This is a genomic window from Litorisediminivivens sp. KMU-197 (assembly GCF_056858395.1).
In genome coordinates, this window is record NZ_JBXEQG010000002.1 from 131,719 (window position 1) to 146,219 (window position 14,501).

Below are 14,501 nucleotides of genomic sequence, written 5' to 3' on the forward strand. Positions count from 1 at the left end.
TGCGCCCGGGACGGCCGCGCATCCTCTTGCGTCAGAGCACGTAGCGGCTCAGGTCGGTCGAGCGGGTCAGTTCGCCGAGGTTCTTTTCGACGAAATCGGCGTCCACCGTGACCGACTGGCCGGCGCGGTCGGGGGCGTGGAAGCTGAGTTCCTCAAACACCCGCTCCATCACCGTGTAGAGCCTGCGTGCGCCGATGTTCTCGACGCTGTCATTGACCTCGAAGGCGATCTTGGCGAGCGCGGCGATACCATCCTCGGTAAAGCTGACCTCGACCTCTTCGGTGCCCATCAGCGCGGTGTACTGGCGGGTCAGGGCATTGTCGGTTTCGGTCAGGATGCGCACGAAATCGCCCTCGGTCAGCGCCCGCAGGTTGACCCGGATCGGCAGACGGCCCTGCAATTCGGGCAGCAGGTCCGAGGGCTTGGCGATATGGAAGGCGCCCGACGCGATGAACAGGATGTGGTCGGTCTTGACCGCGCCGTGCTTGGTGCTGACGGTGGTGCCTTCGATCAGCGGCAGCAGGTCGCGCTGCACGCCTTCGCGGCTGACGTCGCCGCCGCGGGCCTCCTGTCGGGCGCAGACCTTGTCGATCTCGTCGAGGAAGACGATGCCGTTCTGTTCGACCGCTTCCAGCGCCGCCTTTGTCACCGTCTCGTCGTCGAGAAGCTTGTCGGCCTCTTCGCCAATCAGCACGTCATAGCTTTCGCCCACGGTCATCTTCTTGCGGGTGGTGCGGCCGCCGAAAGCCTTGCCGAAGATGTCGCCGATGTTCATCATCCCCATCTGGCTGCCGGGCTGGCCGGGTATGTCCATGATCGGCATCGGGTTCGAATGATCGGTCAGTTCCAGTTCGATCATCGTGTCGTCAAGCTCGCCCGACTTCAGCTTCTTGCGAAACATCTCGCGCGTGCCCTCGCGGGCGTCCTCGCCGGCCAGCGCGGTGATCACGCGATCCTCGGCGGCCTTGTGCGCCTTGGACTTGACCTCGTCGCGCATGTATTCGCGGGTCTGGATGATGGCGTCCTCCATGAGGTCACGCACGATCTGTTCGACGTCGCGGCCGACATAGCCGACCTCGGTGAACTTGGTGGCCTCGACCTTGATGAAGGGCGCTTTCGCCAGCTTGGCGAGGCGGCGGCTGATCTCGGTCTTGCCGACGCCGGTGGGGCCGATCATCAGGATGTTCTTGGGATAGACTTCGTCGCGCAGGTCGTCGGAAAGCTGCTTGCGCCGCCAGCGGTTGCGCAGCGCCACGGCCACGGCGCGCTTGGCGTCGGCCTGGCCGATGATGAAACGGTCGAGCTCGGAGACGATCTCGCGGGGGGTCAGGTCGGTCATGGGTGTCCCTTTTCGTTGCGCGACAGATACGCATCGCGACGGGAGATTTGAAGGGGTTGAAATTTGTAGCTACAGGATGTAGATATATGCTCAGTCGGGCATTGGCGCAGCCTGGTAGCGCGTCCGTCTGAGGGACGGAAGGTCGCAGGTTCGAGTCCTGCAAGCTTGACCATTACGCTCCTCTCCCATCAGACACACCCGACTGCGGCCGGCTCCGACAACTCGGAGAAATCCGCCATGAATACCAAGACCTCACCGAATACATTCGAATGGGACACCAGAAAGAGATTAAGGAACTTAGAAAAGCATGGCCTCGATTTTATCGATGTTATCGAGATATTCTTTTCCTCATACCTTTCTGGCCCAGCTCGAAGTACAGACGAGGTGCGAACGAAAGCTATAGGTCAGGCCGATGGCATTGTATTCACCGTGATTCTTACAGTTCGGGAAGATGCAGTCCGTCTGATCTCAGCCCGGAGGGCTAGCCGAGATGAGCGACAACAGTATCAAGCGTTTCTCTCTCGAAGAGATTCAGAGGATGAAAGGAAAGACTGATTGGGAACGCCTGCGCGAGGCCGGCGATTATGAGGGTGAGCCAGAGTTCGAAGTTGACTGGGCTTCGGCCGAATTAATCGAGCCGGAGCCGAAAAATCTTATCTCGCTCCGGATCGATGCTGATGTCGTGGAGTTCTTCCGGGATCAAGGCAAAGGCTACCAGACCCGAATGAACGCCGTTTTGCGAGCCTACATGAAGGCCCAAAAGAAGGCTGATTAGCCGCCGATGGTCTCAACCGTCAGGTTGCCGTTGGTGTAGACGCAGATGTCGGCGGCGATGGCCATGGCCTTGCGGGCGACCTCTTCGGCGGACAGATCCGTGTCCATCATGCCCCGGGCGGCCGCCAGGGCGTAGTTGCCGCCCGATCCGATGGCGGTGACGTCATGTTCGGGTTCCAGCACGTCGCCGGCGCCGGTGATGACGAACATCTGATCGCCGTCCGACACGATCAGCATCGCCTCGAGCTTTTGCAGGTACTTGTCGGTGCGCCAGTCCTTGGCCAGTTCGACGCATCCGCGCGCCAGTTGCCCCGGCGTGGCCTCGAGCTTGGCTTCGAGCCGTTCCAGCAGGGTGAAGGCATCGGCGGTCGATCCGGCAAAGCCGCAGACCACGTCGGAGCCGCCAGGAGTGATGCGGCGCACCTTGCGGGCGGTGCCCTTGATGACGGTCTGGCCGAGGCTGACCTGCCCGTCGCCGGCGATCACCACCTTGCCGCCTTTCTTGACGCCGATGATCGTGGTGCCGTGCCAGCCGGGGAATTCTGTGTCGGACATGCTCGCCTCCTTCTTTCAACGGCCCATATGGGGTAAGCGAGCGCTCCGGGCAAGGCGTCGGGGCGAGACAGCGCCCTGCGGAGGCGGAGAGGGAATCGGAATTCGGAGAGCTGAAGGCACCGTCGTTCTGACCCGATCGCACGGTGTGGATCGGCTGTTTTCGCTGACGCAACGGGCCTTCGGGACGCTATACTAGCCTGTCAGAAGCCGCGCGGCGGCGTGAAACAGGCGCACACCCGGATCGATGAGCGGGTCGGGGAAGTCGTAGTCGGGGTTGTGCAGGGCCGGGTGCGACCGTCCCGCGCCAAGATAGACCATCGCCGCCTTCGCGTCCTGCCCGAACAGTCCGAAATCCTCGGAGGCGCGCATCGGGCAGCCCGCGTCGTCATGGGCCATGCCCAGAGCGTCCAGCGCCCGCCGCAGCAGGGCGACGGCCTCGGGATGGTTTTCGCAGTGCTGGAAGACGTCGTGATAGGCAATCTCGACCTTCAAGGCCCCGGCGGACCGGGCGATCAGCGCCTCGGCATCGGCGCAGAGCGCCGCCATGCCGCCGTCGATCCGGGTGCGCAGCGTCGCCTGCAGGCGGGCCTCGCCCGGTGCAACGCCGAAGGCGGGCTGGCCGAGCCGGGCATGTGTGACCGTCACCAGCCGGAACGCCCTGTCCTCCAGCGTGCCGTGACTGAGGGCGGCAAGCCCGGGCATCAGCGTGGCCAGCGCCGCCATCGGCGACAGCCCGCTGTCGGGGTCCGAGGCATGGGCTTCCTTGCCGCGCAGGGTGATGTCGATCCCGCGCGAGGCGCAGGCCACCGGCCCCCCTGCCAGCCCGATGTGACCCAGTGGCAGGCCCGGACGATTGTGCAGGGCAAAGGCATAGTCCGGGCGCAGCCCGGCCCAGCGGGGATCGGCGCGCACCGCCGCCGCGCCGGCGCCGGTCTCCTCGGCGGGCTGGAACAGCAGGATCACGCGGCCCCGCGCCGGTCTCTGGCGGGCAAGCAGTCGAGCCAGCCCGACGAGGATCGCCATATGGCCGTCATGCCCGCACAGATGCGCCACTCCCGGCTTCTCGGACATGTGGGTGGGGCCGGGCCGTTCTTGGATCGGCAGGGCGTCCAGCTCGCAGCGGAAGAGCACCGTCGGACCCGGTACCTGCGCCCGGTAGACTGCCGCCACGCCATGTCCGCCCAGCTTGGTCAGCACCTCGTCGGGCGCGAGGCCGGACAGCACGGAGACCACCTGATCTGCGGTTGCGGCCTCTTCCCCCGACACGTCGGGGTGGCGGTGCAGGTTGTGCCGGAACGCGGTGAGGTGGGCGATATCGTCAGCTGTGAGGTCCGTCATGGCCCGACCCTGCCGCATTGTCCCTGAAAGCAAAAGGGCCGCCGGTGAGGCAGCCCCTTTCCGATCACGGTCGCCTGTGGTCTCAGGCGATGGATTCGTCGATCCAGCTTTTCAGCGCTGCCTTGGGGGCCGCGCCGGTCTTGTTCGACACCGGCTGGCCGTCCTTGAAGATGAACAGCGCCGGGATGCCCCGGATGCCGAGCGCGGCGGCGGTGTTGGGGTTGCTGTCGACGTCGACCTTGGCGATCTTGACGTCGTCGCCGTACTCGGTCGACAGTTCTTCCAGCGCCGGGCCGATCTGCTTGCAGGGGCCACACCACTCGGCCCAGAAATCCACCACCACGGGCACGTTGGATTGCTTGACCTCTTCGTCGAAGGTGGCGTCGGTAACGGCAACGGTGGCCATGGCTCTGTCTCCTGACTGGATTCGCTGATGCGTGTTGGAGCGGGAACGTAGGTATGCCCCCGCCAGAGGTCAAGGCGATGTTGTGCGTGCCAGCGCCGCCGTCACCAGATCGTGTGGAAGTATCATCAGCGTCGCGGTGCGGGTCCAGAGCAGGCCGGTGACGATTTCATGCTTTGGATAGAGCGGCTTGAGCAATTCCGCATAGGCCCCCATCTGGCGCAGCAGGCCCTCGGGCACGTCCTCGGGGCGTTGCGGCACGGTGGCGTTGGTCTTGAAGTCGATCGCCCGGACCAGCCTGTCGTCCACGACCAGCCGGTCAATTACGCCGTGCAGCCGGCCCAGACCGGCCACGTCGCCGGTGATCGCCACCTCGGGCAGGGTGCCGGGCGCGAACAGCGGCGCGATGTCGGCGCCATCCAGCACGGCGCAGGCTTCGCGGTGGGCGCGGGCCTGCTCATCATCGGTGGGGGTCTTGGCGCGGGCTTCGGGCGGCAGGTCCGCCAACCGTTCCAGTGCGAGGTGGACCAGCGTGCCATAGCGTTTCGCCGTTTCCTCGTCCTGACCGTCGAGGCCAGGAAGCGCCTTGGCGCCGCCAAGATCCGAGGGGCTTAGGCTGGCCACGGCGGGCAGCGGTTGCATGGCCGGCTGCTGCGCCCAGCCGGGCAGCACCGCCGGACGCGGTTCGTGCGGCACCTCGCGGACCGAAGCGAGGCGCGGCCAGTCACCACTCTGATAGCGCAGCCCCGGCCCGAAGGCGAAGTCGTGTGGCGCGGCATTGGCACTTTGCATGGCCATGGCGCAGGTCTCGTACCAGCTTTGCCCGTCCTTCCCCAGATCGCCGGCGGCGCAGACGATCAGCCAGACCTCGGCCCGGGTCATCGCCACGTAGAGCAGACGGTCGCGTTCCTGCTGCTGCTTGTCTTTCACCACCTCCAGCGCTTCGGCCAGCGCGGCGGGGCTTTCGGGGGCGTTCGTCTTCCACGCCACGGTGTCCTGCAGCGGGATCAGCGAATCCTGTATCCGGACCTCGCGCTTGGCGCAGTCCGGCAGGATCACGATCGGCGCTTCAAGACCCTTGGCGCCATGCACCGTCATCACCCGGATGCGGTCGCCGGCGCTGTCCATCTGGCGCTTGATCTCGAGGTCGTCGGTTTCCATCCAGATCAGGAATCCGTTCAGGCTGGGCACCTCGGTCTTCTCATAGGCCAGCGCTTGGCTGAGCAGCGCGTTGATGCCGTCCTCGGCCTCGTTCCCCAGCCGCGCCAGCAGTTTGCGCCGCCCCTCGTGTCGCGTAAGGATGCGTTCGATCAGGTCGTAGGGCCGCAGGAAGTCGGCGTTGTTCTGAAGGTCGGTCAGCATCGCCCACAGCTTGGGGAATTCTGCCTGACGCGCGGCCAGTTCGCGCCAGAGGTATTTCTGTTCGCGGCCCTGCGCGAGATCGTAGAGCTGCGCCTCGTCCCAGCCCACCAGCGGCGATTTCAGCACCACCGCAAGGCTCAGATCGTCCTCGGGCAGCGCCAGCCACGACAACAGTGCCGCAAGGTCGCGCACCGCCAGTTCCGCGCCGACCTTGAGCCGGTCGGCCCCGGCGATCGGCAGGCCCTCTTCCTTGCAGGCGCGGATGATCTCGGCAAACAGGTCCGACCGGCGCTGCACAAGGATCAGGAAATCGCCCGGTGTCAACGTGCGCCCGGCCCAGCCGTGCGGCTCCTGTTTCCAGGGGATGGTTTCCTTGGCCTCCAGCATACGCCGGATCTCGCCCGCGATGCGGCGGGCCAGCAGGACGTTGTGATGGGTGTCGGCGGGCAGGTCGACGGGATCGTCCCAAGCACTTTTCTCGACCTTCCCGGCCGGTTCGATCACCGGCCAGAGATCGACCCGCCCGCCCATGTCGGATTTGAACGCCCGGTGGGTTTCCTCGCGCGAGAAGCCCGAGCGGGCCTTGGCCTCGAACACCGTGTCGACCAGCCGCAGGATCGCCTCGGCCGAGCGGAACGAGAATTGCAGTGTGGTGTCCTGCAAGGGCTGCTGCGTGGCTTGCAGGCGGTCGGCGAATTCTGCCTTCATCCTGTCGAACTCGGACGGATCGGCGCCCTGGAAGGAATAGATCGACTGCTTCTTGTCGCCGACCACGAAAATCGTGCGGGGCGTGTCGGGGCGCGCGCCTTCGCCGCTGGTGAATTCCTGCGCCAGCTTCTCGATCACCTGCCACTGCACCGGGCTGGTGTCCTGCGCTTCGTCGACAAGGATGTGATCGATGCCGCCGTCAAGCCGGTAGAGCACCCATTCCGCCACCCTGCGGTCTGTCAGAAGGGCCAGCGTCTTGTGGATCAGATCGTCGAAGTCGAGCCAGCCACGTGCGAGCTTCGCGGCCTCGTAACGCGGCAGGAAGGCGCGCGCGAAATCGTGCAGCGCCGTGCAGCGGGCGGCGGCGGCCAGCGCGCAGCGGGGATCGCGGGCGTCCTCGACCCGGCGCATCAGGTCTTCGAGTAGCGGCATGGCCCCGGCAAGGGCCCCCTCGCGCATCCCCTTTGTGGGGAAGTTGCCGATCTTGGCGGAGTGGGGCGATTTGGTCTTTTCGCCGTTCAGCAGCACGTCTTCCAGCACCGTCAGGGCCGCGAGGTCCGGCGCGGTGATGGTCTTCAGCTTGGCGGCGGCCGTCTGGTCTTTGGGCCCGCTTCCGGCCAGCGCAGCCGCGCAGTCTGCGAGCAGGTCCATTTCGCCGCCCAGAAAAACCCGGGCCAGCAACCAGTCCTCGCTGGCCTCTTCGGGCAGGCCGAACAGCGCCTTGATGTCGGTGCCACTCATCGGCTTGGCCAGCACGTTGCGCGACCGTGTCACCTCGGCGGTGATGGCGGCGAAGTCCATGTCCGTGAGGTAGGCGGCGATGCCCTCGACCACTGCCTTGTCTGCACCGTCGACCATCTGATCGACGATATCGGCGCGCAGCAGGGCGGCGGCGCGGTCCTCCATCTCCTGAAACTGGGGCGAGACCTGCGCTTCGAGCGGGAAGCGCCGCAGGATCGAGGCGCAGAATGAGTGAATGGTCTGGATTTTTAGACCGCCGGGGGTCTCGATGGCGCGGGCAAACAGCGTCCGCGCCTCGCGCAGCTTGTCAGCAGGGATCGACCCGTCGATGCCCAGATCGTGCAGGGCACCGCGCAGCGCCGCGTCTTCCTTCATCGCCCAGTCGCCAAGCCGCTGGAACAGCCGGTTCTGCATCTCGCTGGCCGCGGCCTTGGTGTAGGTCAGGCAGAGGATGTGCTCGGGCGAGACGCCCTGAAGCAACAGCCGCGCCACGCGGTCGGTCAGCACCCGCGTCTTGCCCGATCCGGCGTTGGCGGCCAGCCATGTGGACCGTTCGGGCCGCGCTGCCGCGATCTGGCGCAGGGTGGCTTCGTCGCGCTGGGTCATCCGACAGGTTCCCCCTTGGCGTCGTCCGTCAGTTCCCATTCGCCGAACCGCGCGAGCTGGTCGTAATCGCTGACATCGCGGGCCTGCTGCATGGCGCGGCGCGCGGTATAGCCCTGCGCGGCGTCCATGTATTTCGCGATCAGACCTTCGAACTGCGTCCAGACCTCGGCCGGCGGGTTGTCGGCCAGCGGCGCGGGTGTGTTCTTCGGCGTCGTGCCCAGCCCGATATAGAGCGCCTCGGCCACCTCGGCGGGGTCGATACCGTCGAAGCCACCGGTCTCGGCCACCGCGGCCTCGAGCAGCAACTGCTTGTCGAAATGGGTCTGTTCGTCCTTCGACGGCGGGGCGCCGGTCTTGTAGTCGTAGAGGCTGAGCCGCCCGTCGCCGAGCCGGTCGATGCGGTCGGCCTTGCAGGTCAGGCGGAAGTTCAGCGCCGGGATGTCGCGCCCGCCGCTGACCTCGTAGGCAATGGGTTGCCCGGCCTGCTGCCGCTTTTTCTCGTCACAGACGAAGGCGTCGGCGACACGCGCCATCCGCGCCTGCCACATGGTGCGCGCCGCGGGCCAGGGCACCTCGTCCGCCAGTACCGTGGCGGTGGTGGTCAACAGATCGCCGCGTGTCAGCCTTTGCGGGTTGGCCACCGTGTCACGGACGAAGCGTTCGAGCACGTCATGCGCGATGATCCCGCGCAGCAGCGCATCTGGCGCTTTCGCAAGCGAATCCAGTCGCTTGAGGCGCAGCACATGCCGCGCGTATATGGCATAGGGATCACGGATCAACCGCTTGATCTCGGTCACCGACAGCTTCCTGGGACGCACCTCGGCCGGCGGGCGGGGCGAGGGGCGCGGGGCAGGGGCCACCGGCGAAACCGCCTCGACCGCATGGGCCAACGCCAGCCAGTTTCTTCCGCGCCCGGCCATGCCGGCATAGGCCGCCTTGCCCTCAGCCCCCAGCCCGCGCAGCAGGTTCGACATCCGGTTCAGCCAGCGCGACGGCACGGTTTCGGCATCGTCCGAGCGGATCGCACGGGTCAGCCAGACCTCGCGCGCTCCGATTGCCTGCTGGAAGTCATGCGCCGACAGGCCGATCCTTCGTTCGGGCAGCAAGAGCCCCGCCTTGTCGCGCATCACCCGGTTGAGCCAGGGGTCGGGGCTGGGCGGTTCGGGCCAGGACCCTTCATTCAGGCCGCCGAGGATCAACAGGTCAGCGCCCATGACCCGCGCCTCGAGCGTGCCCCAGATGCGGATATGCGGGTGGCCGATATCACGGTCGCGCTGCTCTTCGCGGCTTAGCACCGCGCCGAAGAGATCAACGTAGTCGCGGGCGGTGAGCACACCGCCATGCGGCGCGGCCTCTTCCAGCTTGCGCACCACCACCAGAGTCTCGATGCCCGCTACCTGCACCCAGAGTTGCCCCGCGCCTTCCTGTCCGGCACCGGCGGCAAGGCTTTCGGCCAGCGCCCGGTGCCGCGCCAGCCAGTCGGTCAGGGGCTGCGGGGGCGCGCCGTCCAGCGCGCAGACCTGCGCGACCCACTGGCCCCACTCGGGCGCGCCCTTGTCCTTGGCGAAGGCCGTCAGCATCCCGCCGTCGGGGAACGGCGGTCCGTTGCGGCGCAGGTGCAGTTCCAGGTCACGGGTCAGGCGCAGATGCTCGTTGCGCGCGCCGCCCGAGTGGCAGAGCGGGTGTTTCAGCAGCGTCAGCAGGTCGGCAGCCGAAAGCGGTCCTGCGAAGAGGCCCGCCACGTGGCGCAGGAACCGCCCCGGCGCGGTTAGTTGCAGCGGGATACCGGCGCTGTCGTCCGGCACGATGTCCCAGCGGTCGAGCGTGGCCGTCACCTGCCGGGTAAGGTGGCGGTCAGGGGTGATCAGCGCCGCGCTCTGCCCGTCCTCGGCCGCCTGCCGCAGACGCAATGCAATGGTCAGAGCCTCTTCGCGCCGGTCCTGCGCCTCGACCAGCGTGATGTCGCGGGTGGCCTTGTCGAGGTCTTGCAGCGCGGGGCCTTCCGTCAGCCAGGCATCGGTGACGGGTGCGGGACGCAAGGCCAATGACACCAGTCGGTTGCGCGGCGGACAGGGGGCCGGCGTGGTGAGCCACGGCAGGACCTTGTCGACCTTCAGCGCGCGTTTCAGGCGGGCGAAGCGGAACTGTGGGTGATCTTCGGACACCAGCGCCTTGTCGAGCGCGGCCCAATTTGCCGGCGTCATGTCGAAGTCGTACCCCGGCAGCACAAGCGCGCCCTGCGGCAGGCGCGCCACCCCCTGCATCAGAAGCGCCGCCGCCCCGCGCGAGCCGGTGGAGCCGGCGACGATCACCGGGTGATCGGGCGGATCGGTCTGCCAATGCGCGGCCAAGACCTCGATCACGCGGCGCAGACGGGCGGTACCATCGGGGGCGTCGTCTTCGGGATCGAAGAAGCGTTGCACGATGGACAGGAAATCGCGCGCCCGCTGCCAATGGCCGGACTGGTCGGTCACGTCGAGCGCGTCGATGTCGGCTGGCGAGACGCCTTCGCCCTCCATTTCGTCCATCAGCCCGGCCAGCGAATCCGCGAGGTCGAAGAGCGCGGCACGGGGCGCGAGGTCGGGCTGCGCGTCGAGCAGGCGCGACACCAGCTGAACCAGTTCCAGCCGCCGTTGCAGCGGCGGCACGGCCTCGGGGATGTCGGCGGTCCAGGGTGGCTGAAGCTCGTTGAGCACGCGAATGCGCGGCAGCAGGCGCGGCGGGCCGGCGTCAAAGATCGCGCGGATCCGGCGGCGCATGCGTTCGGTGTTGACGATCAGTTCGACACGGGCCAGCGCCTCGGGGGGCTGGCCCTCGACGCGTTTCAGCAGGCCGTCCACCAGCGCCTGCGCGAAATCCACCCCCGGCGGCAGGCCGAAGACATGCGGCGCAGCAAGGCGGTCAAACATGCGCCATCATCTCTTCGGCAATTTCAATCGCGGCGGGGTAACCTACGTCGCACCAGTGACCGTCGTAGGGCAAACCGTACATGCGCCCGGCGGCAAGCATCGGCAGCCAGAGTTCACGGATCGAGAAGACCTTGTCGGGGATCGCTGCCAGCCCGTCGGGCTTGATGATCTGCAGCCCGGAATAGACCATCCCCGGCCCGCGCGTCAGCCGCCCCTCGGCGTCGCGCAGGAAATCGCCCTTGCCCTTGTGGCCGTGGGCCCGTTCGAGCGGGATGCAGAGCAAAAGGGCATCCATCCGCGTGGGATCCCACGCGGCTTCGAGCGCGCGGAGGGGGTTCGGGCCGCGCCAGACAGCATCGGTGTTGAGCGTGAAGACCGGGCCGGGGCCGAGCATCGGCAGCGCTCGTTTCAGCCCGCCGCCGGTTTCCAGAACCTCGGGTGATTCGTGGCTGATGGTGACGCCGCGCCCGGCAAGGTGATGCGCGATCATCTCGCCCCTGTAATGGGTATTGGCGACGACGCGGGGCAGGGCGAGCGGCTCGACAAGATCAAACGCGTGGTCGATCAGCGTCTTGCCATCCACCTGGATCAGCGGCTTGGGGCGGTCATCGGTGAGCGGGCGCATGCGGGTGCCAAGACCGGCGGCAAATAGCAGGGCGGCTTCGGGACGGGTCATGCGGCTACCTCGGGGGCGGGCAGATCGGCGAGGATGCTGCGCAGGTCGGACAGCGCCGGATGCGCCAGGTCGGCCTGCAGGTGGCGCCAGACGCGGGGTTGCAGGCGGCGGTAGTGCGGTTTCTGCCGGGTGACGGCGAGTTTCGAAAAGACGCCGAGGATGCGCAGGTTACGCTGCGCCCCGAGGGCGGCATAAGCGGCGCGGAAGGGCGATGGCTCTGCCCCGGTCGCGTCGATGAAGTAGGTGAGGATCGCGTCTTCGATGCCGGGGCTGAGGTCGCGACGGGCGTCCTGCAGCATCGACACGAGGTCATAGGCAGGATGCGTGGCGAAGGCGTCCTGAAAGTCCAGCAGCCCGACTTGGCGATCGCCGTCGCGGTCCGGCAGGTGGATCATGTTCTCGGCGTGGAAGTCGCGCAGCGCCAGCACTGCCGGTTGGGCGGCAACGGGGTCCAGCGCGTGTTGCAGCGCGTCGCGGGCGTCTGACAAAAGGCCTGCGCATTCGGGGGCGTAGAATTCGAAGGCGGGGACGACCATGGCGGCCAGCGCCGGGGCTGTCATGGGGCGCAGGCCGGCGGGCAGGGGTTTGGACTGAAGGCGGATCAGCATGTTGGCGGCAAGGCGATACAGCGGCTCTTCCTGCGTGCGGTCGGTCGCCATGACGCGGGCAAAGAGCGCGTCTCCGAAATCCTCGAGCAGCAGCAATCCGACATCGGTGTTTTCGTGGTGCAGCACCGGGGCAGAGAAGCCCAGCCGGTAGAGGTGCGCGCGAATGGCAAGGAAAGCGCCCTGATCGCCGCAGGTTTCGGGGTCGGCGTCCATCAGGATCAGCGACTGTCCGTCGGGGCCGCGCAAACGTTCGTAGCGGCGGGACGAGGCATCGCCGGCAAGCGCGTCGCGACGCCAGCCATTCAGGCCAGCCTCGGCGAGGAAGCCGGCGATCAGGTCGTCGCGAGTCATGCGGCCAGCGCTCCGGGCAGGTCGTCCCAGCGTGCCGCGCTCCACGCCAGTGTCAGCACGCGGGTGTCGTGATCCGGGCCCGGCTCGAAGCTCAGCCGCAGGGCCGTTCCCGGGGCGGTCTCCTCAAGACGGTCCGGCCATTCGATCAGGCAGATCGCGCTGTCGAATGCCTCGGTCAGGCCCAGTTCCTCGACCTCGTCCACGTCGCCAAGGCGGTACAAATCGGCGTGCCAGATTTCACAGGGCGCGGCGTCGTAGGTCTGGACCAGCGTGAAGGTCGGCGAGGGTACGTCTTCGGGTGCAGTCAGCAGCGTCTGGATCAAGCAGCGGGCGAAATGGGTCTTGCCGGCGCCGATCTCTCCCTCAAGCAGCAGGACGTCGCCCGGCCCCAGCCGGACCCCGAGACGGGCGGCAAAGCGGCAAGTCGCCTGCGGGGACGGCAAGGTGAGCGAGAGGGTCTGAGAGGTCATGGGCGGACATTACCTTGCCCGCCGGTCCGTGCAAGGCCGATCAGCCGAGCAGGGGCACCGTTGCGCCGTCACCGGCGGGTCCCGGCTCAACCTCGATCTGACGGAAGGACACCAGCGTCGCGCCACCTGGCAGCGGTTCGGCGCAGAAATCCAGTGCGCCGAGGGTTTCGTGTTGCAGCCGCGCGCGCCGTGCCGACCGCTCACCGAAGGCCGATACGAATTGCGACAACCCGTCCCAGACCGGGCTGACCGCACATTCCGACTGCCAGATCTTGAGGATGTCCGAGATCGTGGTTTCCGCGAAGCTTGAATCGGGGTCGAACCTCCACATCTGGCGGAACGCTTCGTTCGAGAAGGTCAGGATGCCAATCTGCGAGAACACCACAAGCGCATTGTCCTGACGGTCGAGCACGGCCTGACTGGTTTCCAGTTCGGCCCGGAAGCGGCGGGTCAGGGACACCTCGGCGCTGATATCCTCGAACAGGAAGGCCACCGCGCCGTCCGGGTGGGGCTTGCCGGTGACGCGGTAGGTCAGGCCGGAGGCGAGGTTCCAGGTGCGGCAATAGCGGCCGTCGCGCGCCGCCGCGATCACCGCGCCGATGCGTTCGCGCCAGTCGGGATAATTCTTGGGTTCGGGCATGACCTGATGGTCGCGCAGGTAATCGAAGAAGGCGGCAAGGCTGGGCCGCGCGGTCAGGAATTCAGCGGGAACGCCGGTCAGGTCGACCAGCGCCGGGTTGAACAGCGCCAGCCGCTGGGTGCGGTCGAAGACGGCCAGCCCGGTCGACAGGTGTGCGAAGGTCTTGGTCAGGGTCTGGACGAAGTTGCGTTGCGCCTGCTCGGCGCGGATCACCGCATCGACATTGACGGCATAGGCGACATAGCCGTTGTGGGTAACGCGGGTCGACACTTCGTACCATTCGGCGATCTCGCTGTCGCGGTCGCGGAGGGGCAGGCGCTTTGGGGTCGATACGGCCTCGGCGGGATCGAAGGCCCCGAACGGGCCCTTGAGATCGGTATCCATGCCGACCTGCTGGGCGAGGGTGCGATAGGCGCGGTTGTGCCAAGTGACGGTCGCGGTCTCGTCCACGGCCCAGACCGGATTGGGGGCGTCGGCGATGGCGGTGCGCAGGAAGCGCAGCTCGCGGTTGACGTCGATGCCAAGCTGACGGTCCAGCGACTGCGACGCATCGTCGATCAGCGTGATGCGCACCGCGTCGCCGGCCCGCGAAAAGATCAGGCGACCGGGATCATCGGCTGCCACCGCGGCGTAGGAGCGGCTGGTTTCCGCCCCGGTATCGAGCGCGTCTTCGGGCCGGTCAGGGAGGTCGCCGAAGCGGCGGCAGAGCTTCCTGCGCAGGCCGTGCCAGGCATTTCCGGTTGCGTCGTCCTCGGGATTGACATCATCGGCCAGCACCATCGCGGCCCCGCTGGCATCTGTCAGATCGACGCCGTGGAACAGGAAGCAGACGGTGTCGTTCTCGGGCTTGGCACGGCGTCGCGCCATGGACCAGCCCGGGTGCCCGACAACGAGCGCGGTCAGCAGTGTACCGGCCAGCGTCCCGCTCAGCAAAACAGCGAATTCGACAGTCGTGACATCGGCCAGCATGGATTGCTCTCCCTGTCCTCTGTCATGCACCGGGTCAGGTTAACAACTTGTT

Annotated in this window: 12 protein-coding genes and 1 tRNA gene; 3 read left to right on the forward strand and 10 right to left on the reverse strand. The window is 66.9% G+C overall.

Annotated elements, in window-relative coordinates:
* Positions 1 to 31: 31 nt before the first annotated feature.
* Positions 32 to 1,339 (reverse strand): ATP-dependent protease ATPase subunit HslU, encoded by a 1,308-nt coding sequence (gene hslU / locus AC04PT_RS05555; RefSeq protein ID WP_482872587.1) that lies wholly within the window; start codon positions 1,337 to 1,339, stop codon positions 32 to 34.
* A gap of 95 nt (positions 1,340 to 1,434) precedes the next feature.
* Here hslU and AC04PT_RS05560 point away from each other — a divergent pair.
* The 3 genes from AC04PT_RS05560 (at position 1,435) to AC04PT_RS05570 (ending at position 2,114) form a co-directional block, all read left to right on the forward strand.
* Positions 1,435 to 1,511, forward strand: a tRNA-Leu gene (locus AC04PT_RS05560).
* A 65-nt stretch (positions 1,512 to 1,576) separates the two neighbouring features.
* Positions 1,577 to 1,894: a BrnT family toxin gene (locus tag AC04PT_RS05565; RefSeq protein ID WP_482872588.1), complete on the forward strand. Its 318-nt coding sequence runs from the start codon at positions 1,577 to 1,579 to the stop codon at positions 1,892 to 1,894.
* Positions 1,830 to 2,114 (forward strand): BrnA antitoxin family protein, encoded by a 285-nt coding sequence (locus tag AC04PT_RS05570; RefSeq protein ID WP_482872590.1) that lies wholly within the window; start codon positions 1,830 to 1,832, stop codon positions 2,112 to 2,114. The genes AC04PT_RS05565 and AC04PT_RS05570 overlap by 65 nt, the downstream gene beginning before the upstream one ends.
* Here the strand turns inward: AC04PT_RS05570 and hslV are convergent.
* From hslV to AC04PT_RS05615, 9 genes are all read right to left on the reverse strand, one after another.
* The gene (hslV, locus tag AC04PT_RS05575) at positions 2,111 to 2,668 is read right to left on the reverse strand and encodes an ATP-dependent protease subunit HslV (RefSeq protein ID WP_482872591.1); all 558 of its coding nucleotides are present in this window, start codon (positions 2,666 to 2,668) and stop codon (positions 2,111 to 2,113) included. The two genes, AC04PT_RS05570 and hslV, sit on opposite strands and share 4 nt — an antisense overlap.
* Before the next feature lie 192 nt (positions 2,669 to 2,860).
* Positions 2,861 to 4,006, reverse strand: coding sequence for an amidohydrolase (locus tag AC04PT_RS05580; RefSeq protein WP_482872592.1), 1,146 nt, complete (start codon positions 4,004 to 4,006; stop codon positions 2,861 to 2,863).
* A gap of 82 nt (positions 4,007 to 4,088) precedes the next feature.
* Complete coding sequence (trxA, locus tag AC04PT_RS05585; protein WP_482872594.1) at positions 4,089 to 4,412, reverse strand: thioredoxin; 324 nt, start codon at positions 4,410 to 4,412, stop codon at positions 4,089 to 4,091.
* A 69-nt stretch (positions 4,413 to 4,481) separates the two neighbouring features.
* On the reverse strand, positions 4,482 to 7,826 hold the full coding sequence (addA, locus tag AC04PT_RS05590) for a double-strand break repair helicase AddA (RefSeq protein ID WP_482872595.1): 3,345 nt from the start codon (positions 7,824 to 7,826) through the stop codon (positions 4,482 to 4,484).
* Positions 7,823 to 10,735 (reverse strand): double-strand break repair protein AddB, encoded by a 2,913-nt coding sequence (gene addB, locus AC04PT_RS05595; RefSeq protein ID WP_482872597.1) that lies wholly within the window; start codon positions 10,733 to 10,735, stop codon positions 7,823 to 7,825. Before addB ends, addA begins: the two co-directional genes overlap by 4 nt.
* Positions 10,728 to 11,411 carry a nucleotidyltransferase family protein gene (locus AC04PT_RS05600; RefSeq protein ID WP_482872598.1) on the reverse strand — a complete coding sequence of 228 codons (684 nt, stop codon included), beginning with the start codon at positions 11,409 to 11,411 and terminating at the stop codon, positions 10,728 to 10,730. Before AC04PT_RS05600 ends, addB begins: the two co-directional genes overlap by 8 nt.
* Positions 11,408 to 12,370: an aminoglycoside phosphotransferase family protein gene (locus tag AC04PT_RS05605; RefSeq protein ID WP_482872599.1), complete on the reverse strand. Its 963-nt coding sequence runs from the start codon at positions 12,368 to 12,370 to the stop codon at positions 11,408 to 11,410. Before AC04PT_RS05605 ends, AC04PT_RS05600 begins: the two co-directional genes overlap by 4 nt.
* Positions 12,367 to 12,840 (reverse strand): tRNA (adenosine(37)-N6)-threonylcarbamoyltransferase complex ATPase subunit type 1 TsaE, encoded by a 474-nt coding sequence (tsaE, locus tag AC04PT_RS05610; protein WP_482872600.1) that lies wholly within the window; start codon positions 12,838 to 12,840, stop codon positions 12,367 to 12,369. The genes AC04PT_RS05605 and tsaE overlap by 4 nt, the downstream gene beginning before the upstream one ends.
* A gap of 40 nt (positions 12,841 to 12,880) precedes the next feature.
* Entirely contained in the window at positions 12,881 to 14,449 is a 1,569-nt protein-coding gene (locus AC04PT_RS05615; RefSeq protein WP_482872601.1) for a PAS-domain containing protein, read from the reverse strand.
* Between the last annotated feature and the right edge of the window lie 52 nt (positions 14,450 to 14,501).

Coding starts and splice junctions, on each gene's coding strand:
- AC04PT_RS05605 (WP_482872599.1), bottom strand. CDS start 12,370: ATGACTCGCGACGACCTGATCGCCGGCTTCCTCGCCGAGGCTGGCCTG.
- tsaE (WP_482872600.1), bottom strand. CDS start 12,840: ATGACCTCTCAGACCCTCTCGCTCACCTTGCCGTCCCCGCAGGCGACT.
- AC04PT_RS05570 (WP_482872590.1), top strand. CDS start 1,830: ATGAGCGACAACAGTATCAAGCGTTTCTCTCTCGAAGAGATTCAGAGG.
- hslU (WP_482872587.1), bottom strand. CDS start 1,339: ATGACCGACCTGACCCCCCGCGAGATCGTCTCCGAGCTCGACCGTTTC.
- AC04PT_RS05615 (WP_482872601.1), bottom strand. CDS start 14,449: ATGCTGGCCGATGTCACGACTGTCGAATTCGCTGTTTTGCTGAGCGGG.
- AC04PT_RS05565 (WP_482872588.1), top strand. CDS start 1,577: ATGAATACCAAGACCTCACCGAATACATTCGAATGGGACACCAGAAAG.
- AC04PT_RS05580 (WP_482872592.1), bottom strand. CDS start 4,006: ATGACGGACCTCACAGCTGACGATATCGCCCACCTCACCGCGTTCCGG.
- addB (WP_482872597.1), bottom strand. CDS start 10,735: ATGTTTGACCGCCTTGCTGCGCCGCATGTCTTCGGCCTGCCGCCGGGG.
- trxA (WP_482872594.1), bottom strand. CDS start 4,412: ATGGCCACCGTTGCCGTTACCGACGCCACCTTCGACGAAGAGGTCAAG.
- hslV (WP_482872591.1), bottom strand. CDS start 2,668: ATGTCCGACACAGAATTCCCCGGCTGGCACGGCACCACGATCATCGGC.
- addA (WP_482872595.1), bottom strand. CDS start 7,826: ATGACCCAGCGCGACGAAGCCACCCTGCGCCAGATCGCGGCAGCGCGG.
- AC04PT_RS05600 (WP_482872598.1), bottom strand. CDS start 11,411: ATGACCCGTCCCGAAGCCGCCCTGCTATTTGCCGCCGGTCTTGGCACC.